The sequence below is a fragment of the Streptomyces sp. NPDC002536 genome, assembly GCF_053594995.1.
This window is the reverse complement of the sequence record NZ_JBSFWU010000023.1, coordinates 32,843-59,741: the sequence shown is the minus strand read 5'-3', so window position 1 is coordinate 59,741 and position 26,899 is coordinate 32,843. Positions and strand designations below refer to the sequence as shown.

Annotated in this window: 27 protein-coding genes; 18 read left to right on the top strand and 9 right to left on the bottom strand. The window is 72.0% G+C overall.

Features of this window, described 5'->3' with window-relative positions:
- The first annotated feature begins 36 nt into the window (after positions 1-36).
- Positions 37-1,143 (top strand): UDP-N-acetylmuramate dehydrogenase, encoded by a 1,107-nt coding sequence (locus tag ACWD4B_RS11545; RefSeq protein WP_451420554.1) that lies wholly within the window; start codon positions 37-39, stop codon positions 1,141-1,143.
- Here the strand turns inward: ACWD4B_RS11545 and ACWD4B_RS11540 are convergent.
- The gene (locus ACWD4B_RS11540) at positions 1,091-1,576 is read right to left on the bottom strand and encodes an ATP-binding protein (protein WP_336410375.1); all 486 of its coding nucleotides are present in this window, start codon (positions 1,574-1,576) and stop codon (positions 1,091-1,093) included. The genes ACWD4B_RS11545 and ACWD4B_RS11540 overlap by 53 nt on opposite strands.
- A gap of 214 nt (positions 1,577-1,790) precedes the next feature.
- On the opposite strand from ACWD4B_RS11540, the gene ACWD4B_RS11535 reads away from it, so the two are divergent.
- The 9 genes from ACWD4B_RS11535 (at position 1,791) to ACWD4B_RS11495 (ending at position 11,628) form a co-directional block, all read left to right on the top strand.
- A complete protein-coding gene (locus ACWD4B_RS11535; RefSeq protein ID WP_451420553.1) occupies positions 1,791-2,609 on the top strand; it encodes a hypothetical protein in 819 nt (272 codons plus the stop codon).
- Positions 2,610-2,711: 102 nt separating this feature from the next.
- Complete coding sequence (locus ACWD4B_RS11530) at positions 2,712-3,446, top strand: YcnI family copper-binding membrane protein (protein ID WP_451420552.1); 735 nt, start codon at positions 2,712-2,714, stop codon at positions 3,444-3,446.
- Positions 3,447-3,517: 71 nt separating this feature from the next.
- Positions 3,518-4,171, top strand: coding sequence for an SCO family protein (locus ACWD4B_RS11525; protein ID WP_336410372.1), 654 nt, complete (start codon positions 3,518-3,520; stop codon positions 4,169-4,171).
- Positions 4,171-4,641 (top strand): copper chaperone PCu(A)C, encoded by a 471-nt coding sequence (locus tag ACWD4B_RS11520; protein WP_451420551.1) that lies wholly within the window; start codon positions 4,171-4,173, stop codon positions 4,639-4,641. The genes ACWD4B_RS11525 and ACWD4B_RS11520 overlap by 1 nt, the downstream gene beginning before the upstream one ends.
- Before the next feature lie 7 nt (positions 4,642-4,648).
- Entirely contained in the window at positions 4,649-6,544 is a 1,896-nt protein-coding gene (locus ACWD4B_RS11515; protein ID WP_451420550.1) for a copper resistance CopC/CopD family protein, read from the top strand.
- Positions 6,544-7,833 carry an iron uptake transporter deferrochelatase/peroxidase subunit gene (efeB, locus tag ACWD4B_RS11510; RefSeq protein ID WP_451420549.1) on the top strand — a complete coding sequence of 430 codons (1,290 nt, stop codon included), beginning with the start codon at positions 6,544-6,546 and terminating at the stop codon, positions 7,831-7,833. Before ACWD4B_RS11515 ends, efeB begins: the two co-directional genes overlap by 1 nt.
- Positions 7,834-7,905: 72 nt before the next feature.
- Positions 7,906-8,841, top strand: a complete 936-nt coding sequence (gene pheA / locus ACWD4B_RS11505; RefSeq protein ID WP_451420548.1) for a prephenate dehydratase — start codon at positions 7,906-7,908, stop codon at positions 8,839-8,841.
- A gap of 596 nt (positions 8,842-9,437) precedes the next feature.
- Positions 9,438-10,715, top strand: a complete 1,278-nt coding sequence (serS, locus tag ACWD4B_RS11500; RefSeq protein WP_451420547.1) for a serine--tRNA ligase — start codon at positions 9,438-9,440, stop codon at positions 10,713-10,715.
- Between the two features lie 88 nt (positions 10,716-10,803).
- Positions 10,804-11,628 (top strand): HAD family hydrolase, encoded by an 825-nt coding sequence (locus ACWD4B_RS11495; RefSeq protein WP_451420546.1) that lies wholly within the window; start codon positions 10,804-10,806, stop codon positions 11,626-11,628.
- Here the strand turns inward: ACWD4B_RS11495 and ACWD4B_RS11490 are convergent.
- Complete coding sequence (locus ACWD4B_RS11490) at positions 11,570-12,304, bottom strand: rhomboid-like protein (RefSeq protein WP_451420545.1); 735 nt, start codon at positions 12,302-12,304, stop codon at positions 11,570-11,572. The genes ACWD4B_RS11495 and ACWD4B_RS11490 overlap by 59 nt on opposite strands.
- 115 nt (positions 12,305-12,419) lie before the next feature.
- On the opposite strand from ACWD4B_RS11490, the gene ACWD4B_RS11485 reads away from it, so the two are divergent.
- Positions 12,420-13,133: a FadR/GntR family transcriptional regulator gene (locus ACWD4B_RS11485; protein ID WP_451420544.1), complete on the top strand. Its 714-nt coding sequence runs from the start codon at positions 12,420-12,422 to the stop codon at positions 13,131-13,133.
- A gap of 63 nt (positions 13,134-13,196) precedes the next feature.
- Complete coding sequence (locus ACWD4B_RS11480; protein WP_451420543.1) at positions 13,197-14,474, top strand: CynX/NimT family MFS transporter; 1,278 nt, start codon at positions 13,197-13,199, stop codon at positions 14,472-14,474.
- A gap of 55 nt (positions 14,475-14,529) precedes the next feature.
- On the opposite strand, the gene ACWD4B_RS11475 is transcribed toward ACWD4B_RS11480, so the two are convergent.
- Genes ACWD4B_RS11475 through ACWD4B_RS11460 form a run of 4 tightly spaced genes read right to left on the bottom strand, consistent with a single transcriptional unit; the run spans position 14,530 to position 18,080 of the window.
- Entirely contained in the window at positions 14,530-15,249 is a 720-nt protein-coding gene (locus tag ACWD4B_RS11475; RefSeq protein ID WP_451420542.1) for an ABC transporter permease subunit, read from the bottom strand.
- Positions 15,250-15,263: 14 nt separating this feature from the next.
- Positions 15,264-16,175, bottom strand: a complete 912-nt coding sequence (locus tag ACWD4B_RS11470; protein WP_451420541.1) for an ABC transporter ATP-binding protein — start codon at positions 16,173-16,175, stop codon at positions 15,264-15,266.
- Complete coding sequence (locus ACWD4B_RS11465; RefSeq protein ID WP_451420540.1) at positions 16,172-17,080, bottom strand: ABC transporter permease subunit; 909 nt, start codon at positions 17,078-17,080, stop codon at positions 16,172-16,174. Before ACWD4B_RS11465 ends, ACWD4B_RS11470 begins: the two co-directional genes overlap by 4 nt.
- Positions 17,070-18,080: an ABC transporter ATP-binding protein gene (locus ACWD4B_RS11460; RefSeq protein ID WP_451420573.1), complete on the bottom strand. Its 1,011-nt coding sequence runs from the start codon at positions 18,078-18,080 to the stop codon at positions 17,070-17,072. The genes ACWD4B_RS11465 and ACWD4B_RS11460 overlap by 11 nt, the downstream gene beginning before the upstream one ends.
- A 256-nt stretch (positions 18,081-18,336) precedes the next feature.
- On the opposite strand from ACWD4B_RS11460, the gene ACWD4B_RS11455 reads away from it, so the two are divergent.
- The 4 genes from ACWD4B_RS11455 to ACWD4B_RS11440 are packed head-to-tail and all read left to right on the top strand — an operon-like array spanning position 18,337 to position 22,987.
- Entirely contained in the window at positions 18,337-19,212 is an 876-nt protein-coding gene (locus ACWD4B_RS11455; RefSeq protein ID WP_451420539.1) for a M24 family metallopeptidase, read from the top strand.
- Complete coding sequence (locus ACWD4B_RS11450) at positions 19,209-20,993, top strand: SDR family oxidoreductase (protein WP_451420538.1); 1,785 nt, start codon at positions 19,209-19,211, stop codon at positions 20,991-20,993. The genes ACWD4B_RS11455 and ACWD4B_RS11450 overlap by 4 nt, the downstream gene beginning before the upstream one ends.
- A gap of 20 nt (positions 20,994-21,013) precedes the next feature.
- Entirely contained in the window at positions 21,014-21,910 is an 897-nt protein-coding gene (locus ACWD4B_RS11445) for a metal-dependent hydrolase (protein WP_451420537.1), read from the top strand.
- A gap of 12 nt (positions 21,911-21,922) precedes the next feature.
- The gene (locus ACWD4B_RS11440; RefSeq protein WP_451420536.1) at positions 21,923-22,987 is read left to right on the top strand and encodes a MerR family transcriptional regulator; all 1,065 of its coding nucleotides are present in this window, start codon (positions 21,923-21,925) and stop codon (positions 22,985-22,987) included.
- 12 nt (positions 22,988-22,999) lie between these two features.
- Here the strand turns inward: ACWD4B_RS11440 and ACWD4B_RS11435 are convergent, their stop codons facing one another.
- Both ACWD4B_RS11435 and ACWD4B_RS11430 read right to left on the bottom strand, forming a co-directional pair.
- Positions 23,000-24,346 (bottom strand): carotenoid oxygenase family protein, encoded by a 1,347-nt coding sequence (locus ACWD4B_RS11435; protein WP_451420535.1) that lies wholly within the window; start codon positions 24,344-24,346, stop codon positions 23,000-23,002.
- A 106-nt stretch (positions 24,347-24,452) separates the two neighbouring features.
- A complete protein-coding gene (locus ACWD4B_RS11430; protein WP_451420534.1) occupies positions 24,453-25,025 on the bottom strand; it encodes a hypothetical protein in 573 nt (190 codons plus the stop codon).
- Between the two features lie 138 nt (positions 25,026-25,163).
- Here ACWD4B_RS11430 and ACWD4B_RS11425 point away from each other — a divergent pair, with 138 nt between their 5' ends.
- Positions 25,164-25,712, top strand: coding sequence for a PadR family transcriptional regulator (locus ACWD4B_RS11425; RefSeq protein ID WP_451420533.1), 549 nt, complete (start codon positions 25,164-25,166; stop codon positions 25,710-25,712).
- 44 nt (positions 25,713-25,756) lie between these two features.
- Complete coding sequence (locus ACWD4B_RS11420) at positions 25,757-26,230, top strand: hypothetical protein (RefSeq protein ID WP_451420532.1); 474 nt, start codon at positions 25,757-25,759, stop codon at positions 26,228-26,230.
- Positions 26,231-26,252: 22 nt separating this feature from the next.
- Here the strand turns inward: ACWD4B_RS11420 and pspAB are convergent, their stop codons facing one another.
- Positions 26,253-26,843: a PspA-associated protein PspAB gene (gene pspAB / locus ACWD4B_RS11415; protein ID WP_451420531.1), complete on the bottom strand. Its 591-nt coding sequence runs from the start codon at positions 26,841-26,843 to the stop codon at positions 26,253-26,255.
- Positions 26,844-26,899 lie beyond the last annotated feature (56 nt).

Here is a 26,899-nt window from a genome sequence, read left to right as displayed (position 1 = left end):
GGGGTACCGGGGAGAGAGCGAGGAGAACCGAGACCCATGCGCGTCACGCACCGGATACCGCTCGCCCCGATGACGACGCTGGGGGTCGGAGGACCGGCCGCGGACTTCGTCGACCTGCAGGACCTCGCGGACTTCCCGGAGTTCGCCGCGTTCGCCGGCCCCGCCGTTGCCGCCAGCGACGGGCCGGTCTGCCTGGGAGCAGGCAGCAACGTCCTGGTCAGCGACGCGGGCTGCGCGACGCCCGTCCTGCGGCTGAACACGCGGGGGCTGCGCCTCACCGGGGAGACGGCCGACGGCCGGGTCCTGGTCGAGGTCCAGGCGGGCCACCCCCTCGCCGGTCTGGTGGACGCCACCGTCGCCGAGGGACTGACCGGCATGGAGATGCTCGCGGGCATCCCCGGCACCACGGGGGCCACCCCGGTCCAGAACGTGGGCGCCTACGGCCAGGAGGTCTCCGACACGCTCGTCCGGGTGACGGCCTGGGACTGGGCGCTGCACCGCAGCGTCACACTGACCGCCGCGCAGTGCGGACTGGGCCATCGCACCAGCGTCTTCAAGGGCTCACGGCGCTGGACCCTGCTGACCCTGGTCCTCGCCCTCCGGCGGTCCGCCCTCGGGCCGCCGGTCGGCTATCCCGCGGTCGCCGAGGAGCTCGGCGTGCCGACGGGCAGCAGGGTTCCGCCGGCCGAGGCGGCCCGGGCGGTCCTGGCCGTCCGCACGCGCAAGGGCATGGTGCTGGAGCGGTGCGAGACCGACCGCCGGTCCGTCGGCAGCGTGTTCTTCAGCCCCGAGGTCACTCCGGCCCAGGCGGCACGCCTGCAGGCACAGGGCGCGCCGGTGAACCGCTTCCCGGACGGTTCGTCCCGGGTCAGTTCGAGCTGGCTGATCCGCCGGGCGGGCTTCGCGCTCAACAGCCCGGTCGTCGACGGAGTGCGCGTCTCCTCGTTGCACTACACGCTGGTGGCCGACGCCGGGGCGAGCGCCGGGGGGTTCGCCGAGGCCATCCGGATCGTCGCCCGGCGCACCCGGCAGCGCACCGGGATCCGGATCGCCCCGGAGATCGACTTCCTCGGGGAGTGGGGCACCCCGGTCAGGAAGCCTGCAACAGCGCGGCCGCCGGCGGGCCGCCGTCTCTCCACTTGAGGATCTTGTCGAAGCTGACCACCGCCCCCTGGCGCCCGGGGCGGTTGCGGACACGGACGTGATCGGTGAGGGAGGCGATCAGGAAGAGACCCCGGCCGTTTTCGTCCTGGACGGAGACCGGGGTCTGCGGGCGGGGGTGACACGCCGGATGGGGGCGGGACTCGGAACGGGGGCCGCCGGCGAAGCCGGGGCCCGAGTCGGTGACCTCGATGCGGCAGGTGTCCCCGTCGATCAGAGCGGTGACGCGGTAGCCGGCGGAGGAGTCACCGCCGTGCTCGACGGCGTTGGCACAGGCCTCGCTCAGCGCTACGGCGAGGTCGTAGGACGTATCGGGATCGACTCCGGCCGTCTCCATGGCACCGATCAGCAGGCGCCTGGCGAGCGGAACGCTCGCAGCCTCGCGCCGCAAGTGGAGTGACCACCAAATGCTCATGCTCAGCCTCCTGGCTGCGGCTCGACATACCGATACGTATAGCCGCGACCGGCCGTCCGTAAGCCTGCCGGGTGTGTGAGTCCGCTCATTCGGCCGATGTGCGGAGGCGGCCCCGCGGTGTATGGCGCCGATGAGGAGGATCCGGACGGCCACGGTGGAAATCCGGACACCCGCCGTGGGCGGGGGGCGGTCGCGGTGGGATGATGTCGCAGCCATGCCTCACCCCGTCGCGCGCGCCGGCGCGGATCTGCGACTGATACGGGCCGCGGTGTTCACCGCGGTCTGTGTTCTGCTGTCCGCGGGCGGGCACGCGCTGGCCTCCTGCGCGAGCGTGCCGCTGTGGACGCTGGGCGCAGGCTTCGCGGCCGTCTTCGCGGTGGCCGTGCCGCTGGCCGGCCGGGAGCGCTCGCTGCCGGGGATAGCGGCCCTGCTGGCCGTGGGCCAGCTCGCGCTGCACGCGCTGTTCGGGCTCGGGCAGCAGGGCGCCGAGGCGGTCCGGCAACAGGCCGGATCCGACGGACGGTTGATCGACTTCGCGGCGCAGCTGGTGTGCAACCAGCCGCACCGGATGACCGCCGCCCAGGCGCGCCAGGTCATCACCGACGCCGGGTTCGACCCCGCGGCCCATGTCCCGGGGGCGGCGCCGATGGACGGGATGTCCATGGGGACCGCGGCCGATGCCGGCCCCTGCGACCTCCTCGCGCACGTCTTCCCCTCCTCCCTCCCGATGCTGCTCGGCCACCTCCTCGCGGCCCTGGCCCTGGGCTGGGTGCTGCGCCGCGGCGAGGCCGCGCTGTGGAAGGCGCTGGAGCTGTCGGCCCAGGGGGCGCAGGGCGTTGCGGAGGCGGCGCTCATACGGTCGCTGCGCGCCGCACTGGTGCTCGTGGCGTCACTGGTGCACCCGGCTGCCGGTGCACAGGAGGTGCCGTCCGTCCGGCACGCACACGGGGACGACGAGCGTCCGGCCCGCGAGCCGGAGCTCCAGCATGTCGTGATCAGGCGGGGACCGCCGCGCTTCGCCCTCGCGGCCTGACGACGCGGCGCACTCCGGCATTACGACGGGAGGGCGTCCGCGCTGCTGCCGCACGCGCGCCGAACGCCTCTCTCGTCCCTCCTGCCTGTGGAGTGTCATCCCATGAACGCAACCTCTGCCGTCTCCCGGCTCCGCCGCCGTCTCCCCCTCGCCGCCGGTGTCGCCGCGGGCAGCGTGCTGCTGCTCGCCGCCCCCGCCTTCGCACACGTGAGCGTGCAGCCGGGCACGGCCGAGAAGGGCGGTTACGGCACCATCGCCCTCAAGGTGCCGAACGAGAAGGACAACGCCTCGACGGTCAAGCTGGAGCTCACGCTCGACCCGCAGCACCCGCTCGCCTCGGTGATGCCGCAGCCCGTGCCGGGCTGGGACATCAAGGTCGAGAAGTCGAAGCTCGACAAGCCGCTGCAGACGGACGACGGGACCGTCAACGAGGCCGTCACCAAGATCACTTGGTCCGGCGGCAAGATCGACCCGGGCCAGTTCCAGCAGTTCCCGCTGTCGGTCGGCCCGCTGCCCAAGGACGCCGACCAGCTGACCTTCAAGGCGCTCCAGACCTACTCCGACGACGACGTGGTGCGCTGGATCGACGCCTCCAAGCCGGGCGGCCAGGAGCCGGAGCACCCGGCCCCGGTGCTCAAGCTCGTCGACAAGGCCGGCGCCGCCGCGGGCTCTGCGGACAAGGGCAAGGACGACCAGGCCGCCGCCACCGAGAAGTCCGGCTCCGGCTCGGACACCACCGCCCGCGCCCTCGGCGCCGCCGGCATAGCCCTCGGCGCCGCCGGTGTCGCCTACGGCGTGTTCGCCGGCCGCCGTCGCCAGTCCGCCGACGCCTCCTGACCCGCACAGTCGTCCGCCCCACGCCGGGCGGGCCCACGATGGGCCCGCCCGGCCGAACCCGGGAAGAACTCATGCGCACCAAGATCCTGGGCGCGGCCCTGGCCATGGCCGCCGCGCTCACCCTGACCGCCTGCGGCGGCTCGTCCGACAAGAGCGACAAGCCCGTCGCCGATGTCTCCGCCGAGCAGACCAAGAAGGCGGCCATCACGCTCGACACCCCGAAGGACAAGCCGGACCTAGTCCTGACGGACACGTCGGACAAGAAGTACGAGCTGCTCAAGGAGACGAAGGGCCGTCCGGTCCTGCTCTACTTCGGCTACACCTACTGCCCCGACGTCTGCTCGACGGTCGTCTCCGACATAGCAGCCGCGACGAAGAAGCTGTCCAAGGAGGACCAGGAGAAGCTCCAGGTCGTCTTCGTCACCACCGACCCCGAGCGCGACACCCCCAAGCGCATGCGCGAGTGGCTCGACGCACAGGGCGGTCAGAACATCGTCGGCCTGACCGGTGACTTCGACACCATCCAGGCCGCCGCCAAGCCGCTCGGCATCCTGGTGGAGAAGCCGAAGAAGGAGAAGGACGGCTCGATCACCGTCAGCCACGGCGCCGAGGTCGTCGGCTTCTCGCCGAAGGACGACGCGGCCCACTGGATCTACACCTCGTCCACCACCTCCGACCAGTACGCCCAGGATCTCCCGAAGATCGTCAAGGGGGAGAACCCGTAATGCGCAGGACCACCGTCGCCACCGCCGTCGCCCTTCCGCTGCTGCTCGCCGGAGGGCTCATCGCGGTCACCGGCTGCGATGCGGAGAAGAAGGCGTCGCAGAAGGCCGAACTGTCCGTGAGCGGCGCCTATATGCCGCAGCCCGCCATGGACGACATGGCGGCCGCGTACTTCACCGTGAAGAACGACGGCGGCAAGGCCGACACGCTCACCAAGGTCACCAGCCCGCTCTCGCAGGACGTCACCCTGCACACCACCGAGGGCTCGCAGATGAAGCACGCCGAGGAGCTGGAGGTGCCCTCGAAGGGCGAGCTCACGCTGTCGCGCGGCGGTACGCACCTGATGCTCGGCAAGCTCGCGCACAAGCCGAAGGAAGGCGAGAAGATCGAATTCACGCTGCACTTCGCCACGTCGGCACCCATCAAGATCCAGGTGCCCGTCGAGTCCGCCAACTATCGCCCCAAGGGCTGACGTTGCGATGACGACTCAGGCCACCACCGCCCGGCGTACCGTGACACTGCTGGGCACCCTGTTCGCCGCACTGCTGTGTGCGCTGAGCCTGGGTGCGGGCACCGCGTCGGCGCACGCCGCGCTCGTCTCCACCGACCCGAAGGACGGGTCGGTGGTGCCCGTCGCACCGCAGCAGATCGGGCTCACCTTCTCCGAAGGCGTGCTGCTGAACGCCGACTCGGTGCGCGTCCTGGACCCCCAGGGCAAGCGCGTCGACGAGGGCAGGCCCGCCCATCTGGACGGCAAGTCCGACACGGCGGTGGTGGCGGTACGGGCCGGGATCGCCAACGGCACGTACACGGTGGCCTGGCAGGCGGTCTCCGCGGACAGCCACCCGGTGGCCGGGGCGTTCACCTTCTCCGTCGGAGCACCGTCGAAGACGACGGTGACCGCCCAGTCCGCGGCCGGTGGCACAGACCCGTTGGTCGGCACGTTCTACGGCATCGGCCGCTACGCGGCGTACGGCGGTTTCGTGCTGCTGGTCGGCGGCTGCGTGTTCGCCGGCGTGTGCCGCTCCTCGCGGCCGGTGCAGCGGGTCGCGGTCGGCGGCTGGATCGCGCTGTTCCTGTCCACCACAGCGCTGTTGCTGCTGCGCGGTGCGTACACGAGCGGCAAGGGAATGGGCTCCGTCCTCGACCTGTCGCTGCTGGGCGACGCCCTGTCCACCAAGCCGGGTGCGGCACTGCTGTCCCGGCTGCTGCTGCTGAGCGCGGCGGCGGTGTTCCTGGCCGTGCTGTTCGGCACGTACGCCGAGAGCGGTGCACGGAACGGCGGTCCGGCGCAGCCGCCCGCCGAGCGGCGCAGTGTGGCCTACGGACTGGCCGTCGGCGGCACACTCGTCGCGGGCGGGCTGGCCGCGACGTGGGCCCTGGCCGAGCACGCGTCGCAGGGGCTTCAGGCGTGGCTGGCCATGCCGGTCGACATCGTGCACCTGCTGGGCGTCGCGGTGTGGCTGGGCGGTCTGAGCGCACTGCTGGCCACTCTGTGGTCCGGCGAGTCCGTGCGGCGTGCAGAAGCACAGCGATTCTCCCGGCTGGCGTTCGCCTCGGTCTGCACGCTGGTGGCCACCGGGCTCTACCAGTCCTGGCGGCAGGTCGGTTCGTGGGACGCGCTGACGGGCACGGAGTACGGGCGCTGGCTGCTGGTCAAGGTCGGCCTGGTGGCCGTCATGGTGGCCGTCGCGTCCGTCTCACGACGGTGGACGGGACGGCTGACGGACGAGCGGCCGGAGCCGAAGAAGGCCGCCGCCAAGGCGAAGGTGCCCACTGCGCAGTCCGCCGCCTCCCCCGAGCGCGCCGCACAGCTCGCGCGGCAGCGGGCCGCACTCGCCAAGACGGCCGGGAAGCGGGAGCGCGACGCGGACACCGTCCGCACCGGGCTGCGGCGCGCCGTCCTCGCCGAGACCGCGGTCGCGGTCGTCCTGCTCGCCGTCACCACCGTGCTGACCGGCACCCAGCCCGGCCGCGCGGAGACCGAGCAGCGGCAGGCGGGGTCCGCCGGGAGCTCCGCACCGGCCCCGGCCGGCCCGGCCGAGGTGACGATCCCCTACGACACGGGCGGCCCGAACGGCCGCGGCACCGTCGTGATCACCGTCGGTCCGGCCCGCGCCGGCGCCAACACCGTCGACGTCAGGCTGACCGACACCTCCGGGCGCCCGGCCGACGTCCCGGAGCTGGACGTCTCGTTCACCGAGAAGGACAAGGCGATCGGCCCGCTGCGCACCGCCCTGCAGCGGCAGTCCGCAGGCCGCTGGCAGGCCACCGGCTTCCAGCTGCCGATGGCCGGTACGTGGCAACTGACCCTGACCGTTCGGACCTCCGACATCGACCAGGTCACCGAGACCGGGAACGTGAAGATCAACTGATGGCAGACACGACAGACAAGGTCGAGCAGAAGAGCAAGACCGGTCAGAAGAACGTTGCACAGCCCGCTCTTTCGCGTCGGCGCCTGCTGGGCACCGCGGGTGCCGTGGGCGCCGCCGGTCTCGTGGTCGGCGGTGCGGGCGGGGCGTTCGGGGCGGAGGCCCTGCGGGACGACGTCGCACCACTGTCCGGGGTCGGCACGGCCACCGTGCCCTTCCACGGCACGCACCAGTCCGGCATCGCCGATCCGGCGCAGGCCCACGGCCATCTGATGGCCTTCGACCTGGCGCCCGGCGCCGACCGCAAGGCCGCGGCCGCGCTGCTGCGCCGCTGGTCGGACACGGCGGCCGAGCTGATGGCGGGCCGGGCGCCCAAGGGCGACGACACGGGCATCGCCCTGGACGCCGGACCGTCGTCCCTGTCGGTCACCTTCGGCTTCGGACGCACCTTCTTCGACCGCACCGGCCTGACCGACAAGCGGCCCGCCGCCCTGGAACCCCTGCCGTCCTTCACGGCCGACGCGCTCGACCCCAAGCGCAGCGACGGCGACCTGTGGGTGCAGATAGGCGCGGACGACGGCCTCGTCGCCTTCCACGCCCTGCGGCTGCTGCAGAAGCAGGCGGCCGGCACCGCACGGCTGCGCTGGCAGATGAACGGCTTCAACCGCACCCCGGGCGCGACCGGCCGGCCGATGACCGCCCGCAACCTGATGGGCCAGGTGGACGGCACCAACAACCCCAAGACGTCGGACACCGACTTCGCGGCCAAGGTGTTCGTCCCGGAGGACGGCAAAGGCGCGGACGCCTGGATGGCGGGCGGCTCGTACGCGGTCGTGCGACGCATCCGGATGCTCCTCGACAGCTGGGAGCAGCTGTCGCTGGACCGCCAGGAGAAGGTGATCGGCCGCCGCAAGTCGGACGGCGCACCGCTGTCCGGCGGCACGGAGACCACCCCGGTGGACCTGGACAAGCTGGGCGCCGACGGCTCGCTGGCCATCGCGGGGGACGCGCACGTCCGGGTCGCCGCACCGGCCTCCAACCGGGGAGCGGCCATGCTGCGCCGCGCCTTCTCGTACCACGACGGCTTCCGCGACGACGGGGCACCGGATGCGGGCCTGCTGTTCGTCGCGTGGCAGGCGGACCCGCTCAAGGGCTTCGTGCCGGTGCAGCGGAAGCTGGACCGCGGCGACGGCCTGTCGCGCTTCCTGCGGCACGAGTCGAGTGCACTGTTCGCGGTGCCGGGCGGCTGTGCGCAGGGCGAGTACGTGGGACAGCGGCTGCTGGAGGGCTGAGGCGCTGCGGGGCGCCGGCCCCCGCTATCGTGGCGGGGCCCACGGTGATCGATACGGAGGAGAGCTCGCGTGATGTCCGCCAGCAGCTACACCTACCTCGGCCCGGAAGGCACCTTTACCGAGGCGGCCCTCCGCACCCTCCCCGAGGCGGCCACCCGTGAGCTGATCCCCATGCTCTCCGTGCCGGCGGCGCTGGACGCCGTCCGCAACGGCGAGGCGGCGGGCGCCCTGGTGCCGATCGAGAACTCCGTCGAGGGCGGCGTCACGGCGACCCTCGACGAACTCGCCACCGGTGCACCGCTGATGATCTACCGGGAGGTGCTCCTCCCGATCGCCTTCGCCCTCCTCGTCCGCCCCGGCACCGCCCTCGGCGACGTCAAGACGGTGACCGGCCACCCGGTCGCCCAGCCCCAGGTGCGCAACTGGCTGGCCGCCCATCTGCCGGACGCCGTGTGGGAGTCGGCCGCGTCCAACGCGGACGGCGCCCGGCTGGTCCGCGAAGGCCGCTACGACGCCGCGTTCGCGGGCGAGTTCGCCGCGGCGACGTACGAACTCGAGCCCCTCGTCACCGACATCCACGACGCGCAGAACGCACAGACCCGGTTCGTCCTGGCGGGCCGCCCGGCGCGTCCGGCGGCGCGTACGGGCTTCGACCGCACGTCCGTCGTCGTCTGGCTGCGGGACGACCACCCGGGTGCGCTGATGGAGCTGCTGCAGGAGTTCGCCGTGCGCGGGGTGAACCTGATGCGCATCGAGTCCCGTCCCACGGGCGAGGGCATGGGCCGCTACTGCTTCTCGGTCGACTGCGAGGGGCACATCAGCGACCGCCGGGTGGGCGAGGCCCTGATGGGGCTGAAGCGGATCTGCCCGAAGGTGCGGTTCCTCGGGTCGTATCCGCGTGCGGGTGCGGCCCCGGGCGACACGCCGGAACCGCGGTACGGGACGTCGGACAGCGACTTCGTGGCGGCGGCGGAGTGGCTGGCACGCTCCCAGGACGGCCGGGCCTGAGCCGGGCGGGAAGAATTTCCCACAGGGTTACCCACAGACTTATCCACAGGCCGTTCTCGACCTGGGGATAAGTCGACAGAGCGGGGCGCACAACGGCTTCACGAAACGGTCAAGGTCGACAAATCTCTCTAGCCATCCACGGACTCGTCCACAGCCGGCCGCCGACCGTCCCCGCGCCACACGTCAGTCGAAAAGCCTCGAACAACCCATTGGGGCAGGTAGATACCACTCGAATGGGTAGCCGGAAGGGGTTTATCCGGGAAATGCTCACTGAAGGGCGGAAGTAGCGGAATCCGAAGTTCCGACATCCACAGATCGAGCGCACAGCCTGTGGACAAAGAACCGGAGAGTGGCGCTCCTGTGGACAACAGAAGTGCTCAACTCCCGCCGCACGCAAGCCCTCTCGGGGTACGGAACCACCACCACCCCCTTTTCCGGTAATTTCCGGCAACTCCCTGCCCGCCGCCCGCAAGAGTGATGCGAGAGCGATTCCCGGCGACGACTCTGCCATTTCCTACCGCGCCAGAATGGTGCAAATCGCCACGAAAGGGAATATCGCGTCGAGGACACGCAGCCCGCAACGGTAGCCTGGAGGGGTGATTGACCTTCGCCTGCTTCGTGAGGACCCCGACCGAGTGCGCGCGTCCCAGCGTGCCCGTGGAGAGGACGTCGGCGTCGTCGACGCACTGCTCTCCGCCGACGAGCGGCGCAGGTCGTCCGGCGTCCGCTTCGACGAACTCCGCTCCGAGCAGAAGTCGCTCGGCAAGCTCATCCCCAAGGCGTCCGGCGACGAGAAGGCCGAGCTGCTGAAGAAGGCCGGCGAGCTGGCCGCCTCCGTCAAGGCTGCCGACGCCGAGCAGGACGAGGCCGCCGCCGAGACGCAGCGCCTGCTGCTGCAGATCGGCAACCTCGTCCACCCGGACGTGCCGCGCGGCGGCGAGGACGACTTCGTCGTCCTGGAGACCGTCGGCGCCCCGCGCGACTTCGCCGCCGAGGGCTTCGAGCCCAGGGACCACCTGGAGCTCGGCCAGATGCTGGGCGCGATCGACGTCGAGCGCGGCGCCAAGGTGTCCGGCTCGCGCTTCTACTACCTGACGGGCGTCGGCGCCCTGCTCGAGCTGGCCCTGGTCAACGCCGCCATCGCGCAGGCCACCGCCGCCGGCTTCACGCCGATGCTCACCCCCGCCCTGGTCAAGCCGCGCGCCATGGAGGGCACCGGCTTCCTCGGCCAGGCCGCGCAGGACGTCTACCACCTGGAGAAGGACGACTTCTACCTGGTCGGCACGTCCGAGGTCCCGCTCGCCGCGTACCACATGGACGAGATCGTCGAGGCGGACAAGCTGCCGCTGCGCTACGCGGGCTTCTCGCCCTGTTTCCGCCGCGAGGCCGGCACGTACGGCAAGGACACCCGGGGCATCTTCCGGGTCCACCAGTTCGACAAGGTCGAGATGTTCTCGTACGTCGCACCGGAGGACGCCGAGGCGGAGCACGCGCGCCTGCTGGAGTGGGAGAAGCAGTGGCTGACCAGCCTCGAACTGCCCTTCCAGGTGATCGACGTGGCCACCGGCGACCTCGGTGCCTCCGCCTCCCGCAAGTTCGACTGCGAGGCGTGGATCCCCACCCAGGGCAAGTACCGCGAGCTGACGTCCACCTCCAACTGCGACGAGTTCCAGGCCCGCCGCCTGTCGGTGCGCATGCGCGACGGCAAGAACGTCAAGCCGCTCGCCACGCTCAACGGCACGCTGTGCGCCATCCCGCGCACGATCGTGGCCCTGCTGGAGAACCACCAGCAGGCCGACGGCTCGGTCCGCGTGCCCGAGGTGCTGCGCCCGTACCTGGGCGGGCGTGAGGTGCTGGAGCCTGTCGCACAGTGAGCGACGCATGCGCGGCCGCCGGGCCGCAGGCGACCACGATGCCCGCACCTCTGCGCCGCGCAGGCGGAGAAGCGAAGAGGACAGCGCTGTGAGTGCGCCTGCACCCGCACCGGGGGCCCCGCCCTTCCGTCTGGTGGCGACCGACCTGGACGGCACGCTGCTGCGCTCCGACGAGACGGTGTCGGAGCGCACCCGTGCCGCCCTCCGGCGGGCCACCGAGGCCGGTGCCGCGCACATCGTGGTCACCGGCCGGCCGGTCGCCTGGACCCGGCACGTCCTCGACGCCCTGGACTACCGGGGGATCGCGGTGTGCGGTCAGGGCGCGCAGGTCTACCACGCCGGTGAGCACCGGCTGCTGACGTCCGTGACGCTGGACCGGCAGCTCGCCGCGATCGCCCTCGCCAAGATCGAGGCGGAGGCGGGTCCGCTGTTCCTCGCCGCCAGCCGTGACGGCCTGGACGGCGACGTGCTGGTCGGCCCCGGCTACAGCCTCCAGGAGGGCCCGGTCGCGGCCGTCCCCATCACCGAGCCGGGCGAGCTGTGGACGGCCCCGCTCAACAAGCTCTACCTCCAGCACCCGGAGCTCGGCGACGACGCCCTGGCGGACGTCGCGCGCCGGGTGGCGGGCGGGCTGGTGGACGTGACGATGGCCGGCGCCGGGATAGTCGAGCTGCTGCCGCTCGGCCTGAGCAAGGCCACGGGCCTCTCGCTGGCCGCGCGCCGGCTGGGCGTGAAGGCCGCCGACACCATCGCCTTCGGCGACATGCCGAACGACGTCCCGATGTTCGGCTGGGCCTCCTACGGCGTCGCCATGGCCAATGCGCACCCCGACCTCAAGGCCGTGGCCGACGAGATCACCGTGTCAAACGACGAGGACGGGATCGCGACCGTCCTGGAGCGTCTTTTCGCCTGACCGCCCTGCCGACTGCAAGGACATCGGTCAACCGGCCGAAGTCCCAGGTCGGACGGTCGCGTGTGAGCGGCCAGCAGGCCAGACCCAGCGCCACGGAGATGGCGTGCCCGATGTCCGTGAACGTACCTCCGGTCACCAGCGGCAGCGCGAAGAAGAGCAGTACCCCGGCGAGGTACGGCCAGCGCCAGGGCCGCGGCACGCGGTAGGCGAGGATGCCCGCGGCGGCGGCGAGCCCGTACGAGACCCCTATGTCGACCACGTGCTTCATCGCGCGCGGGGCGGAGTGGTGCTCGATGGTCAGCAGCAGCACCTCCTGGCTGATGAGGGTGGCCGCCACGTGGGCCACGGCGACCGTGACGAGCCAGCGCAGGGTGCCGATCCAGCGTTCGACGTTGGCGTGGAAGATCTCGAACAGCACGGCGTAGAGCAGGAACGAGGACGGCTGCTCTATCCAGAAGCCGCTGATGAGCAGCGACTGCAGCGGGTGCTTGTTGAGCTCGTGGATGTTGCTGCTGTTGCGGTGCAGGAGGAAGGCCGACAGCCCCTCGCTGGCCGAGGCGATCACCAGGCTGGTGACGCCGATGATCAGCAGCCAGATGTGGGTGCCGGGCGAGGAGCGCACCCAGGCGCCGATCTCCGTCCGGAGCGCCGACCACAGCCTCGCCGCGTCCACCATTCGACGGTAGCCCGGACGGCCCTGCGGCGCCCGGGAAAGAAGTTGTAGGATGACTGGGCAATAGGTTGACCCGGCAGGCCCATGGCGGCCCGCCCGCTACCCGTCCGGAGAACACATGGCCCTGCGAGCCGCGGGACGGCAGTCCCTCGTGGACACCGTCGTGGAACAGCTGCGTGCGCAGGTCGCCGCGGGCGAGTGGAAGGTCGGCGAGCGCATCCCCACCGAGCACGCGCTCGCCGAGCAGCTGCAGGTCGGGCGGAACACCGTCCGCGAGGCCGTGCGCGTCCTCGTGCACGCCGGGATGCTGCGGTCGCGCCAGGGCGAGGGCACCTTCGTCGTCTCCACCGCCGACCCCGCCGAGATCATGCGCGGAGTGCAGCGCGCCGGGGTGCGCGACGTCCTGGAGCTGCGGATCGCCCTGGAGGCCGAGGCGGCCCGGCTGGCGGCCCTCCGGCACGAGCCCGCCGACCTGGAGCGGATGCGGGCCGCGCTGGCCGCGCAGAGCGCCTTCGAGGACCCCGAGGGCCAGCCCGACTCCGGCACCCTCGAGCTGTACGCCGACCACGACGTCGAGTTCCACCGGGCCGTCGTGGAGGCCGCGCACAACTCCGCGCTGACCGCGACCTACGCCTGGTTCAGCAGCTCCGTCCGGGAGGCGCTGGTCACCGCGCTCGGCGACCGGGACATGCCGCGCATCATCCACGGCGACCACCACGCCCTGATGGAGGCCATCGCCTCCGGCGACCCCGAGACGGCCGCCCGGGCCGCCCGCGCCCTCCTCGAACGTCCCAAGCAGGCCGTCGAATCGCTGCTCGACGCCGAGGACTGACCGGCGCGCGCCGGCTCCGCACACACACCCCAGCACCCCAGTACCCCCCACGGAGGCACCCCCATGTCGGAGACGAGGACCGACAGGACCGGCATACCGCTGATCGACGCGGAGGAGGACCTGGCGCCCACTCCCGCGGTCACCGCCGCGCGGCGCAGCCTGCTCGCCCACCCGGCCTTCCTGCTGTTCGCCATCGTCCTCGCTTCGCTCAACATGCGGGCCGCGCTCGCCGGGGTCTCGCCCCTGATGGGCGAGATCAGCGACCACTTCGGCCTGGGTGCCGCCGCGAGCAGCCTGGTCACCACGATCCCGCTGGTCTTCATGGGCCTCGGCTCGATCGTCGCGCCCCGGCTCGCCCGCCGCTGGGGCACGGAGGCCGCGCTGTGCGGCGCGCTCGTCCTGCTGGCCGGGGGCATCCTGCTGCGCGTCGCGCCGCCGGTCGCCGCGCTGTTCGTCGGCTGCGCCCTCGTCGGCACCGCGATCGCCCTGCTCAACGTGCTGATGCCGGGCCTGGTCAAGCGGGACTTCCCGGACCGGGCGGCCGGCATGACCGCGCTCTACTCGACCACGCTGATCCTCGGCGCCACGGGCTCGGCCGCCTCCGCCGTGCCGCTGGAGAACGCCCTCGGCGGCTGGCAGGGCTCCCTCGCCTCCTGGTCCCTGCTCGCCGTGCTCGCGACGGCCGTCTGGATCCCGCAGGCGGTCACGGCCCGCAGGGGCACCCCGCACGGCGCCGCGGCGGCCGTGGCCAAGCACCCTGCGGGCGACGGCCCGAAGCTCTCGCGCTCACCGCTCGCCTGGCAGGTCACCCTGCTGATGGGTACGCAGTCGCTGATCGCGTACGTCTGCATCGCCTGGATGCCGACGGTCTTCACCGACCACGGTATGAGCAAGAGCGAGGCGGGCGTGGTCTACGCCTTCTACACCCTGGTGCAGATGGCCGGTTCGTTCGTGGTGCCGATGCTCGCCGGCCGGTTGCGCGACCAGCGGCTGCTGGCGGTCGTCGTCGTGGCCGTCATGTCGGCCGGTGTGACGGGCCTGTTGGTCGCCCCGGTCGCGGGCGCCTGGGTCTGGGCGACGCTGATGGGTGTCGCACAGGGCGGCATGCTGGGGCTCGCGCTGACACTGATGGTGCTGCGCACCCGTGACGCCCACACGGCGGCCCGGCTGTCCGGCATGGCGCAGACCGGCGGCTATCTGCTCGCCTCCGTCGGCCCGTTCGCCATCGGTGCCGTCCACCAGATGACCGGCGACTGGACGCTGCCGATCGCGCTGCTGCTGGTCGCCTGTGCGGCGCTGGTGTTCCTGGGGCTGGGCGCAGGACGCAACCGGAAGATCTGACACGGCGGATGAACGGAATGAGGGGGGCCTGCTCCGAGCAGGCCCCCCTCATGCGTCACTCCTCCCCGGCGAGGGTGAGCGAGCGCAGCTTGCTCACGGCGAGCCACGTGGCCGCCGCCGTGACTCCGGCGAGCAGCACCAGCGCCATCGGCAGACCCACGTCCGACGTGATGGTGCCCTCCGCGCCGATCTTCTGTGCCAGCGCCAGTGCCCACTGCTGCACGCTCAGCGTGCGCGCACCCGGCACGAGGTTGCCGAAGAGCGACTCCCAGACGAGCGCGTAGACGAGACCTGCGACCACCGCGTGGCGGGTCACCGTGCCCAGGAGCAGGAAGATCGCGCTGTACGCCACGGACGCGACCGCGGCGGCCACCGCGTAGGCGACGGCGATCTGCTGGCTGTTGCCGTTGAGCAGGAAGCCCGCGATCAGCGTGGGGACCGCCGAGAAGGCCACCGTGACCCCGATCGCCACGATCAGCTTGGTGATGGTGATCGTCGACCGCTTCACGGGCTTGGCCAGCAGGTAGACCACCGATCCGTCGTCGATCTCCGGGCCGATCGCGCCCGTACCGGCGATGACGCCGATCAGCGGCACCATGGTGGCGAGCGCGAAGCCGCCCAGGACGCTGACGGCGGTCTGGTCGTCCGCGCCCGTCAGAGCGCGCACGACGGCCGACAGGAGGATCAGCAGCGCGGGCAGCGCGAAGAGGATCAGGGCGCGGCGGCGGCCGAGGAGGGCCCGGTAAGTGAGCCGGGCGACAGTGCTGTTGAACACGGGGGTGGCTCCTTTCAGGCCGCGACGAGGTAGGAGAAGACCGATTCGAGCGACTCGTCGGACGGTGAGACCGTCAGCAGCCGGATGCCGTGCTCGCGGGCGACGCGCGGCAGGAGCTCGGTGAAGCGGCCGAAGTCGACGGCCTGGATGCGCAACGCACCTTCCTTGACGTCCACTTCGATGCCTGCGGTCGACGGGTCGGCGATGAGCGCCGCGGCGAGGGCGCGGTCGTCGCTGGAGCGTACGACGTAGCGGTGCGGGCGGTCGGTCATCAGCCGGCGGATCTTGCGGAAGTCGCCCGACGCGGCGTGCCGGCCGGCGACGACCACCTCGATGTGGGCGGCGAGCTGTTCGACCTCTTCGAGGATGTGGGAGGAGAACAGCACGGTGCGGCCCTCGGCGCCCATCGTGCGCAGCAGGTCCATCAGTTGCATGCGCTGCCGCGGGTCCATCCCGTTGAACGGCTCGTCGAGCAGCAGGACGGCCGGCTGGTGCACGAGCGCGGAGGCCATCTTCACGCGCTGCCGCATGCCCTTGCTGTAGGTGGAGATCTTGCGGTCCTGTGCGTACTCCATCTCGACCGTGGCGAGCGCCCGTTGGGCCTCGGCCGCGCCCAGGCCGTGCAGCTCGGCGTTGGCTTGGACGAACTCCCGGCCGGTCAGGAAGTCGTACATCGCCTCGCGCTCGGGGACGATGCCGATGTGCCGGTAGATCTGCTCGTTCCGCCAGACGGTCTGGCCGTCCAGGGTGACCGTTCCGGTGGAGGGGGCGAGGAAGCCGCCCATCATGTTGATGAGGGTGGACTTTCCGGCACCGTTGGGGCCGAGCAGTCCGGTGACGCCGGGGCCGACCGTCATGGAGACGTCGTTGACGGCGACGACGTTGCCGAACCAGCGCGAGACGTTGTCGATGTGGAGGGTTGTCACAGCCCCGCCTTCCGGTAGCGCGCCATCAGCAGGCCGTACGAGCCGGCGACGGCGCCGAGGAGGACGAGGAGGTAGACCACCCCGGCACCGGTGCCCGGGCCGTGGCCGCCGGGGAAGGCGGTGCCGGCGGAAAGGAACGCCGTCTGCACGCCGTCGATCAGGGTGATCGGCGAGAAGAGGCCGAGCCAGCTGATGATCTGGGTGTTGTCGGTGTTGAGCGCGATGCCCTGGATGGTGCTGACCGCGCCGTAGGAGATGGTCAGCACGGCGATGACGGCGGCGACGCCGAAGCCGCGGCGCGGGGTGAGCGCGGCGACCACCAGGCCGAGGCCGGCGAAGAGGAGGGAGAGCAGTGCCACGGAGACCAGTCCTTGTGCAAAGCCCTTCGTCTGGTCGACGAAGTCGAGTTTGGCGAGCAGGGCGCCCGCGTAGAGGATCACCAGGGGCGCGGCGGTGAGGACGAACAGGGCGGTGGTCATGGCCGCGAACTTGGCCACCACGTAGTCGACGCGCTCGATCGGCCGGGAGAAGTACAGCGGCACGGTCTTGAACCGCAGGTCCCGGGAGACCGACTGCGGTGCCTGGGCGGCGAGGAACAGGCCGATGACCGCCTGGAGGTAGATCGCGTACCGCGTGTACTCCAGGGGCAGGTGGTTCATCTTCGTGAAGACGGCGACGGCCACGACGATCGCGGCGGGCACGCACATCACGGCGAACAGCAGCATCGGCAGGATCTTGGACTTCGCCGAGCGGCCGAGCCCGTAGGCGCCGCGCAGGCTCTGGGAGAAGAGCGAGCGGCGGGCGTAGGAACGGCCGAGACGGGCACCGCCGTAGCTGCGGTAGCCGATGTTGTGGATGACGTCCGGTGCGGGGTGCACGGGTGCGGCTGCGGTCTCAGGCGGCATCGGTGCTGCCCCTCTCCTGCGGGGCGGCGCCCCAAGCGTGCGGCTGCTGCTGTGGCTGCTCGTCGGTCCGGAAGACCTCGGCGATGCGGTGCCGGCGCTGCTCCATGCGGACCAGGCCGAGGCCGAGGCCGGCGACGGCGTCGCGCACGGTGTCGTACGTCTCCTCGCCCGCGACGTCGACGAGCAGGACGTGGCCGGGGCCTGCGGCGGCGTACTCGCCGGTACGGCCGGCCGGCTGCACGGTCAGCCCTGCGGCGGCCAGCGCGGCGGCCAGCGCGCCCGTGCCGTCGGGGACGGCGTCGGAGTCGGTGACCTCGACCGCGAGGGAGCCGGAGTCGCGGGTGAAGTCGCTGGTGGAGGAGGAGCGCAGCAGCGTGCCGCCGTCGATGACGACGACGTGGTCGCAGGTGCGCTCCAGCTCGCCGAGCAGGTGGGAGGTGACCAGCACCGAGATACCGAAGTCGGTGTGGACGCGCCGGATGAGGCCCAGCATGTCGTCCCGGCCGACGGGGTCGAGGCCGTTGGTCGGCTCGTCGAGCAGGACCAGCTTCGGGTCGTGGACGAGCGCCTGGGCCAGTTTGACCCGCTGCTTCATGCCCGTCGAGTAGCCGCCCATGGGGCGGTACCGCTCCTCGTACAGGCCCACGTGGCGCAGGGTGTCGGCCGTGCGCTCGCGGGCCGCGGTGGGCGGCAGGCCGGACATGCGGGCCATGTGGACGACGAACTCGGTGGCCGAGACGTCGGGCGGCAGGCAGTCGTGCTCGGGCATGTAGCCGACCTGCTCGCGGATCTCCGCGCCCCGGGTGGCGACGTCGAGGCCGAGCACCTCGGCGCGGCCCTCGGTGGCCGGGGAGAGGCCCAGCAGAATCTTGATCAGCGTGGACTTGCCGGCTCCGTTCGCCCCCACCAGTCCGGTCACTCCCGGACCGATGTCGACGGAGAGCCGGTCAAGGGCGGTCACCCGGGGGAACCGCTTGCTGAGGCTTTCGGTGGCGATCACAGTCACCCTTCGACGGTAGTGGCGCGGGCCACAGCCGTCGTCAGACCTGATGGTGGGATGCGTGTAGTCCTCGGGTCTGACACGACCCCGGCGACGGGGGCTGAAAGGAGGGCACGGATGTCGCGGGGGTGGTGCGCCGCGGGTTTTCCACAGGGGCGCCCGGGGTCTTGACGCAGCCGCCGGACATTGTCACATTCATCAGTGTCAGCTTGCGGACGTGGCTTCGGGGTTCGCCCGGGAGGACGGAGGGGTGGGCATGACGGCTGTGGTGGGAGCGCCCGGGAGCCCCCGGGCGCGGACCGGGCCGGACGCAGCGGGGCTCGGCGGCTTCCGGGAGGTGCAGCGCCTGGCGTACGCGTGCGCGGAGGAGGTCGCCGCACAGCTCCGGCCGGGCGTGACCGAGCGGGAGGCGGCCCGGATGCAGCGCGAGTGGCTGCGCCGGCACGGCGTGCGGGACTGGTTCCACCTGCCGTTCGCCTGGTTCGGCGACCGCACGGCCTTCGCCGGCTTCCGGGTGCCGCTGCAGTTCTTCCCCACCGGGCGGCGGCTGGAGCCGGGGATGCCGTTCATCCTCGACATGGCGCCGGTCCACCGGGGCTTCACGGCCGACATCGGCTACTCGGGCTGCCTCGGCCCGAACCCCCTGCACGACCGGCTCATGGCCGACCTCGGCGCGCACCGCGAGCTGATCCTGCGCGAGGTGCGCGAGCGCAGGCCGCTGCGCGAGATCTACGCGGACGTGGACCGCCTCATGGTCCGCCAGGGATACGCCAACCGGCACCGCGCCTATCCGTTCGGGGTGATCGCGCACAAGGTGGACCGGGTGCGCGAGCGCCGCTGGTCGCCGCACGTGTTCGGGTTCGGCACGCAGTCGCTCAAGGGCCTGGCCTCCGATGCGCTGCACGGCCACCGCGAGGGCTGGTCGCCGCTGTGGAGCCCGTACCGCTTCTCGGACCATCCGCCGCAGCCGGGCCTGTGGGCGGTGGAGCCCCACCTCGGATTCCGGGGCACGGGCGCGAAGTTCGAGGAGCTCCTGGTGGTCACCGACTCCCGGGATCCGCAGGAGAGCGCGTTCTGGCTGGACGACGACCTGCCGCACGTGCGGCGCGGACAGGAGGGAAGAGCCGCATGAGCAGAGGCCTGGCAGGAGCACGCGAGCGCCGGGTGCGCACGGGCGGGATCGAGCTGTGCGTCGCGGAGCTGGGCGATGCCGCGCAGCCGACCGTGGTGCTGGTGCACGGATATCCGGACAGCAAGGAGGTGTGGGAGAAGGTCGCGCTGCGCCTGCAGGACCGCTTCCACGTGGTGCTCTACGACGTGCGCGGCTGCGGCCGCTCGACGGCGCCGGAACCTCTGCGCGGGGGCTTCACCCTGGAGAAGCTGACGGACGACTTCCTGGCCGTGGCGGACGCGGTGAGCCCGGACGCACCGGTGCACCTGGTCGGGCACGACTGGGGCTCGGTGCAGGGCTGGGAGTTCGCCACCGTCGCCCGCACCGAGGGGCACATCGCCTCCTTCACCTCCGTCTCGGGCCCGTCCCTCGACCACTTCGGGCACTGGATGAACCGGCGCATGGCCCGGCCCACCCCGCGCCGGGCGGTCCAGCTGCTCGGCCAGGGCGCCCGCTCCTGGTACGTCTACGCGCTGCACACCCCCCGGCTGCCGGAGGCGGCCTGGCGCGGACCGCTCGGCGCCCGCTGGCCGCGCATCCTGGAGCGTCTGGAGCGGCTCCCCGCCGACGGCTATCCCACCGGCTCCCTGCCCTCCGACGCCGCGCACGGCGCCTGGCTGTACCGGGACAACGTCCGTTCCAGACTGCGCCGTCCGCGCCCCGACGCCTACGCCCACGTCCCGGTCCAGCTGATCGTCCCGACCGGCGACCGCTACCTCTCGCAGCGGCTCTACGACGACCTGGAGCAGTGGGCCCCACAGCTGGTGCGGCACACCCTGGAGGGGCAGCACTGGGTGCCGCGCACCCGGCCCGATCAACTGGCCGCGTGGATCGCCGAATTCGTCACGGCCCAGGAAGGCCGCAAGGACGGGGGCGGCGCACCGGCGGCGCGCACACCGGTGGCGAAGGGGCCGTACACGGAGCGCTTCGGCGGCCGCCTGGTGCTGGTGACGGGCGCGGCCGGAGGCATCGGGCGGGCCACGGCGTTCGCCTTCGCGGAGGCGGGCGCCCGGGTCGTCGCGGTCGACCGGGACGCCGAAGGAGCCGCCCGCACGGCCGAGTTGGCCCGGCTGGTCGGGGCGCCCGAGGCGTGGGGCGAGTGCGCCGACGTCGCGGACGAGCAGGCGATGGAGGAGCTGGCCGCCAAGGTCGCCGCGGAGTACGGCGTGGTGGACGTGCTCGTCAACAACGCCGGAATAGGGCTCGCCGGGACGTTCATGGACACCTCGGCCGAGGACTGGCGCCGGGTCCTGGACGTCAACCTGTGGGGCGTCATCCACGGCTGCCGGACCTTCGGCCGCCAGATGGCCGAGCGCGGCCAGGGCGGCCACATCGTCAACACCGCCTCCGCCGCGGCCTTCCAGCCGTCCCGGGCACTGGCCGCCTACAGCACCTCCAAGGCGGCGGTGCTGATGCTCAGCGAGTGCCTGCGCGCCGAACTGGCCGGGCAGGGCATCGGGGTCTCCGCGATCTGCCCGGGCATCGTCAACACCGGCATCACCGGCACCGCCCGGTTCACCGGAGTCTCCGAGGACGAGCAGCAGCGCCGCCGCGCCCGCACGGCCAAGCTGTACGGCCTGCGCAACTACCCGCCGGAGAAGGTGGCCGACGCCGTCCTGCAGGCCGTGCTCCACGACCGGGCCGTGGTGCCGGTGACCCCCGAGGCGCACGGGCTGCGCCTCCTGTCCCGCTTCACCCCGCGGGTGCGCCGTGCACTCGCCCGCATCGAGCCGAAGCTGTAGCGGCAGAACGAGGCAGAACCATGAACTACCGCATAGCCCCCAGAAGAGTCTCCTTCGACTGGCAGGAGACGCCTCTGCACTGGATACCGGACGAGCCCACCGCCACCCACGTGATCAACGTGCTGCACCTGCTGCTGCCCGCGGGAGAGCGGTGGTTCGTCAAGGTCTTCAAGGAGGCCCTCCCGCTCGTCCACGACGAGGAACTGCTCAAGGACGTCAAGGGCTTCATGGGCCAGGAGGCCACGCACAGCGTGCAGCACTCCTACGTCCTGACCCACCTGGCCGAACAGGGCCTGGACACCGGCCCGTACACCCGGCACGTCGACTTCTTCTTCGACGTCCTGCTCGGCGAGAAGCCCCCGCCGTGGATGCCGCTCACCGAGCGCGAGTGGCTGCGCTTCCGGCTCTCGCTGATCGCGGCGGTCGAACAGTTCACGGCGGTGCTGGGCGACTGGGTGCTGCGGGCGGAGGAGCTCGACCGGGCCGACCCGGACCCGGTGATGCTCGACCTGCTGCGCTGGCACGGCGCCGAGGAGGTCGAACACCGGTCGGTGGCCTTCGACATGTTCGAGCACTGCGGCGGCGACGGCAACGCCCGCTACGCCCGCAGGCTCCTGGGCATGGCGGCCACCGCCCCCGTGCTCCTGTACCTGTGGGCCTGGGGCACGCGCTACCTCGTCCGGCACGACCCCGTGCTTGCGGGCCGACTGCGCTACTCGCTGCGCGAGCACAACAAGGCCGTGGCCAAGGGCCTTCTGCCGTCCTGGCGCGAGCTGGGCCGGGCCGTGCCCCGCTACTGCCGGCGGTCGTACCATCCCTCGCAGGAGGGGTCGCTGCGCAGGGCCGTCGACTACCTGGCGACCTCCCCCGCGGCCCGGACCGCCGCGGGCGCCCTGGGCCGGGCAGCCCTTTCGTGAGGAGCAACACCCTTGACCGAGCACCCTGACGAGACCGCACGGCACCGGCAGGCCGTGCGGCCCGGACCGGCCGCCACCGAGTACCGGATCGAGGACCTGGCCCACCACAGCGGCGCCACGGTCCGCACGATCCGCGCCTACCAGGACCGCGGACTGCTGCCGAAGCCGGAGCGGCGCGGCCGGGCCAACGTCTACGGCGAAGGCCACCTGAACCGGCTCCGCCAGATCGCCGGTCTCCTGGAGCGCGGCTACACCCTGGCCAGCATCAAGGAGTTGCTGGAGGCCTGGGACGCGGGCCGCGGGCTCGGCGGGATCCTCGGACTCGTGGCGGAGGTCGACGGACCGTGGTCCGACGAGAAGGCCGGCCGGATCACGCGCGCGGAGCTGAACGAGCGGTTCGGCGGGGCGCACGACGACGAGGCAGTGGCCGAAGCGGTGGACCTCGGTGTCCTGGAGCGGCTGCCGGACACCCCGGACGTCTTCCTCGTCCCCAGCCCCCAGGAGCTGGCCGTCGCCGCCGAACTGCATGCGGCGGGGGTGCCGCTGCCCGCCATCTCCGGGCACCTCCGCGAACTGCGCACCCAGGTCGAGCACATCGCCGGCCGCTTCCTCGACTTCACCACCGAGCACGTCTTCGGGCAGTACCTCGGCCACCCGCCCTCCGACGAGGAGGCCGCCGAGGCCGCCACCCTGGTGCGGCGGCTGCGCCCGCTCGCCCAGCAGACCGTCGACGCCGAACTGGCCCGCGCCATGCGGACCCTGGCCACCCAGTACCTCCGCCACCACCTGGACGAGACGGCGACGGATGCGGCGGATGGGATGGATGCGGCGACGGATGCGCCGCCGACAGCCCCGGCCGGGCGCCCCCCTCAGACCGCCCCGGCCGCCCCGGCAGCCGCCCCCTCCCCCTCCGCCCCCGGTCCCGTCGTGGAACCGGTGCGGCTCCCCTGCCGCACTGTCCACGCCGTGCGGGCCCTGGTCGGGCCGGAACCGGAGCGCACCGAGGCGTTCATAGCCGCCGCCGCGGAGCGCGAGGTGCAGGCCCGCACCATGGACGCACTGGCCGACCGCAGTTGAGGCGGTGCCGGGTCAGCAGTCCGGCAGCCAGTTGCCGTGGAAGCCGTGCGGCACGCGCTGCGGCAGGTGCACGGTGGCCACGGGCGGTGCGCCGACGTCGTCGGCGTCGAGTATGACGAGGTCGCTCGTGTCGGTGGCGGCATCGTGCACATACATCAGCAGCCATCCCGGCCCGCCGGGCCGGTCGTCCGCAGGCGCGAACGCCGCCTCGGAGGGCGTGCGGCCGGGACCGAACGCATGCCGCGCAACCGCCCCCGTGAGCAGGTCGTAGCGCAGCAGCTCACTCGGCACGGCCTCGACTTCGGGCACCGCGGCGACGGTGGCATGGCCGTACCGCGCGGCAAGTCCGGCCAGCCGGTCGTCGATGCGGGGGAACTCCACGGGCCGGTCGTCCAGTTGCTCCTCGGTCACCGTGCCGCGGGTCAGGTCGGCCGTCCAGCGCCACAGCGCCGGGGCGGCAGCCCCGAGCCCGGCGGTTCCGAAGTGCGGGTAGCGAACCACGTGGAGCACGATCCGCTCGCCGTCGGCATCGCTCTCGTCATGGGCGTTGAGCGCGTGGAAGACATAGCAGGGATCGATCGGCAGCCAGCGGATCTCCCCGTGCGGATCGTCACGGCGCAGCACGCCCAGCCGCGCCCCGTAGCCGGGATCCCAGACGTAGGGCAGTCCGCTGCCCGCCTTCGAGGCGCGGTCGCGGTCGAGGACGACGGGCAGATCCATGAAGACGACATGGCGGGCGGTGAGATGGAAGTCGTGCATCATCGTGGGCGCGGACACGTCGACGGGCCGACTGACGGTCAACTCGCCTTGGGCATCGGCACGGTGATAGGTCAGGTAGGGCGGCTCAAGCCCGCCGTACCCGAAGAAGTGCAGCTCGCCGGTGTCGGGACAGGTCTTGGGGTGGGCGGTCATCGGGGTGTTCAGCCGCCCGCCGAAATCGTGCGGGCCGACGGTCCCCAGCTCCTGCCCCGGCCTGAAGTCCAGTTCGTAGGGGAAGGACGACTCGACCAGGGCCAGCGTGCGCCCCGCATGCCGCACCACATGGGTGTTGGCGCGCCCTGCCGCGAGATCGCGGCGTCCGTTCTCGTCGCGCATGGGGGCACCGTGGGTGAAGCTCGACGTGCGGACCCAGCGGTTGCGGTAGGAGGTGGCGCGGCCGCCCTCCAGGCGGACCCCGTGGACCATGCCGTCGCCGAAGAACCAGTGGGCGGAGGCCGCCTCGTTCGGATTGGGGCCGTTGCGCACGTACCAGCCGGTGAGCCCGGGCGGGATCGCTCCGGTGACCGGGAGGTCGTGGGCGGTCAGTTCTCTGCTCACCGGGGCGAAGTTCCCGGCAAGGTGTGCGGGTGCGGTCGTCATGGTGCGGACCTCCTGGGAGTTCTGCGGAGTCGCGTGCATGGTCGGCGAGCGGTCATTGCGACGGCGGTCGCGGTGGTCGTGGGGGTCGCGGGGGCGAACTTCCCTGCTACAGCGCCGCCTTGGTGGCCCGGACCCGCGCTCGGACTCGCTCAGGGTATCGAGCGGTGAACAGAGCAGGCAGGACGAAGCCGACGACCTGGACCGGGACGGAGACGACACTGCCGAGCCCTGCGGCGGTGACGGCGGCCATCGCCACGGCCGTCAGCGTGAAGGCGGCGGCCCAGACGGCGGTGATCACCACGTTGATCCGGCGGAACACCGGGTGGTCCCAGATCTCGGGCGGGGTCTGGCGCTTGGCTATGCCGGTGGTGAAGGGCCTGCCGACGGCGAGCGTGGCCCAGGCGGTGAGGGCGAGCCAGCCGAACGACATGGCTCCGCCGTAGTGCCGCAGGCCGCTGTGCGGGAGGGAGAAGGCCAGGGCTGTCAGCGCGACGAAGTACACGATCGTGCTGTGCTCCAGGATCAGCGAGTCCGCCGCTGTCCCCCCGCGGCGTTGCGCGACCAGCAGTGCCGCACCGACGACGAGCGCTGCGGCAGCAGCCCACTGCCAGCCCGCCACGGACACGGCAGCGAACGCGATCCAGGGAATGAAGCCGCGCAGATAGTTCAGGAAATTCACGAGAGGTCCCCCCAGAAGAAAGCCGATGGAACGGCGCCGCGCTCACGCTCGGACCGCACCGTCGACACTCCAACTTCGACATGTCAAAAGTAGAAGGTCCAGCCTTGACGTGTCAAGACTGGAATGTAGGCTGGGGTCATGAGCCTGAGACACGCGATGCTGGGCCTGCTCGCGGAACGCCCCGCCAGCGGATACGACCTGATGAAGCGGTTCGAGACCTCGCTCACCAACGTCTGGCCCGCCACCCAGAGCCAGGTGTACGGCGAGCTGGGCAAGCTCGCGAAGGCCGGGCTGCTGGAGGTCTCGGCGGAGGGCCCCCGCGGCCGCAAGGAGTACGCGATCACCGCGGAGGGCCGCGCCGAGCTGCGCCACTGGCTGGCCGAGACCCGGCCGGAGCGGTCGCACCGCAACGAGGCGCTGCTGCGGGTCTTCTTCCTCGACCTGCTCACGCCGCTGGAGGCCGTCACCTATCTCGCCACCGAGGCCGAGCGCGCCGCCGCGCTGCGCGCCGAGCTCGAGCAGGTGGGGGAGAAGGTCGACTGGGACGACGGCCCGCTGTCCGTCAACGGCCGCCTGGCCCTGGAGTACGGCCTCCGCCTCCGCGCCATGCAGGAGGAGTGGGCCCGGTGGGCGGTCGAGCAGCTCGGCGGGGCGGGAGCGGCCGAGGCCGAGGCCGGAAAAAGCTGAGGTCACTGGCCCTCGACAGGGCTCCTGCGGCAAGATCCACCGACATGGACCACAGCGCCGGCCTGCCGCCGTTCCCCAGCACCGAAGCCGCCGTCACGGCCCTCCGCGAGACCGCGGACCGGTACGGCCGCGAGTTCCTCGTGGAACACGCCGTCGGCGCCGACCAGTCCGCACGCCGCAGCGCAGCGGGCGCGTTCGCGGTCACCGACGAGGACGGCTCGCTGCCGCACGAGGCCCTGATCGAGCTGCCCGGGAGCCCGGAGATCGAGATCCAGGTCTTCTCCGAGGGCGACAGCCACATCACCGTGGAGGGCATCACGTTCCACGACGTCCCCACCGCGCACGCCCCGGCGTTCCTGGACGCCGTCCTGGCGCGCCGCGCCCGGGTGAAGACCACCTGGTATCCGCCCTTCGCCCGGCTCATCGTGTCCCTGCCCGGCGACATCACCTACAAGGAAGTCGTCACCATGGCGCACGGCGGCGGCATGACGCCCTGGCTCAGCGGCATCATCCGCTGAACCGGGCCGGAACCGGCGGGGTTCACAGCCCGGGAGCGCCCCACACCGGGAACCACCGGGCCAGGTCCTGCTCGATGCGGAGGTCGTTCTCCAGCAGTGCCCGCACCTGGAGTTCCAGGGCGTTGTCCCGCTTGTCCCCGCCGCCCGCCGCGGGCGCGAAGGGGTAGAAGGTGCCGCGCTTGTAGAGGTAGACGAGCGCGAGGGACCGCTGTCCGGCGTCCCGGAACCCCATCAGCGAGCAGAGCAGCTGCGGCCCGAACCCGCCTTCCTGCAACAGGGTGTTGACCGCGTGCAGGTCGTTGACCAGCGCCGCGGGATCGTCGACCGGCCGACGCGCGAGCAGCCAGGTGTAGCCGTAGCCGTCCGAGCCGAACTCCACGGGCGCCCCGCCCCGTTCGGCGTCGGCGTCGGCATCCAGCAAGGCCCGTACGTCCTGCTGGAGCCGGGCGAACGCCCCGCCCTCCACACTCGCGAAGCAGACCGAGCCCAGCCCGGTCGGCGTGAAACCGGCGCCCGCCTGGAGGGTGACGGCGGCGGAGGGCAGGCCGAAGAGCTGGTCGAGGTCCGGGCGGACCGGCTTGCTGCGGCCGAGGATGACGTCCAGAAGACCCACGGATCAGAACTCCTTTTCAGCCCGAACCCTTTTCAGCCGGAACCCTTGCCGGCCGG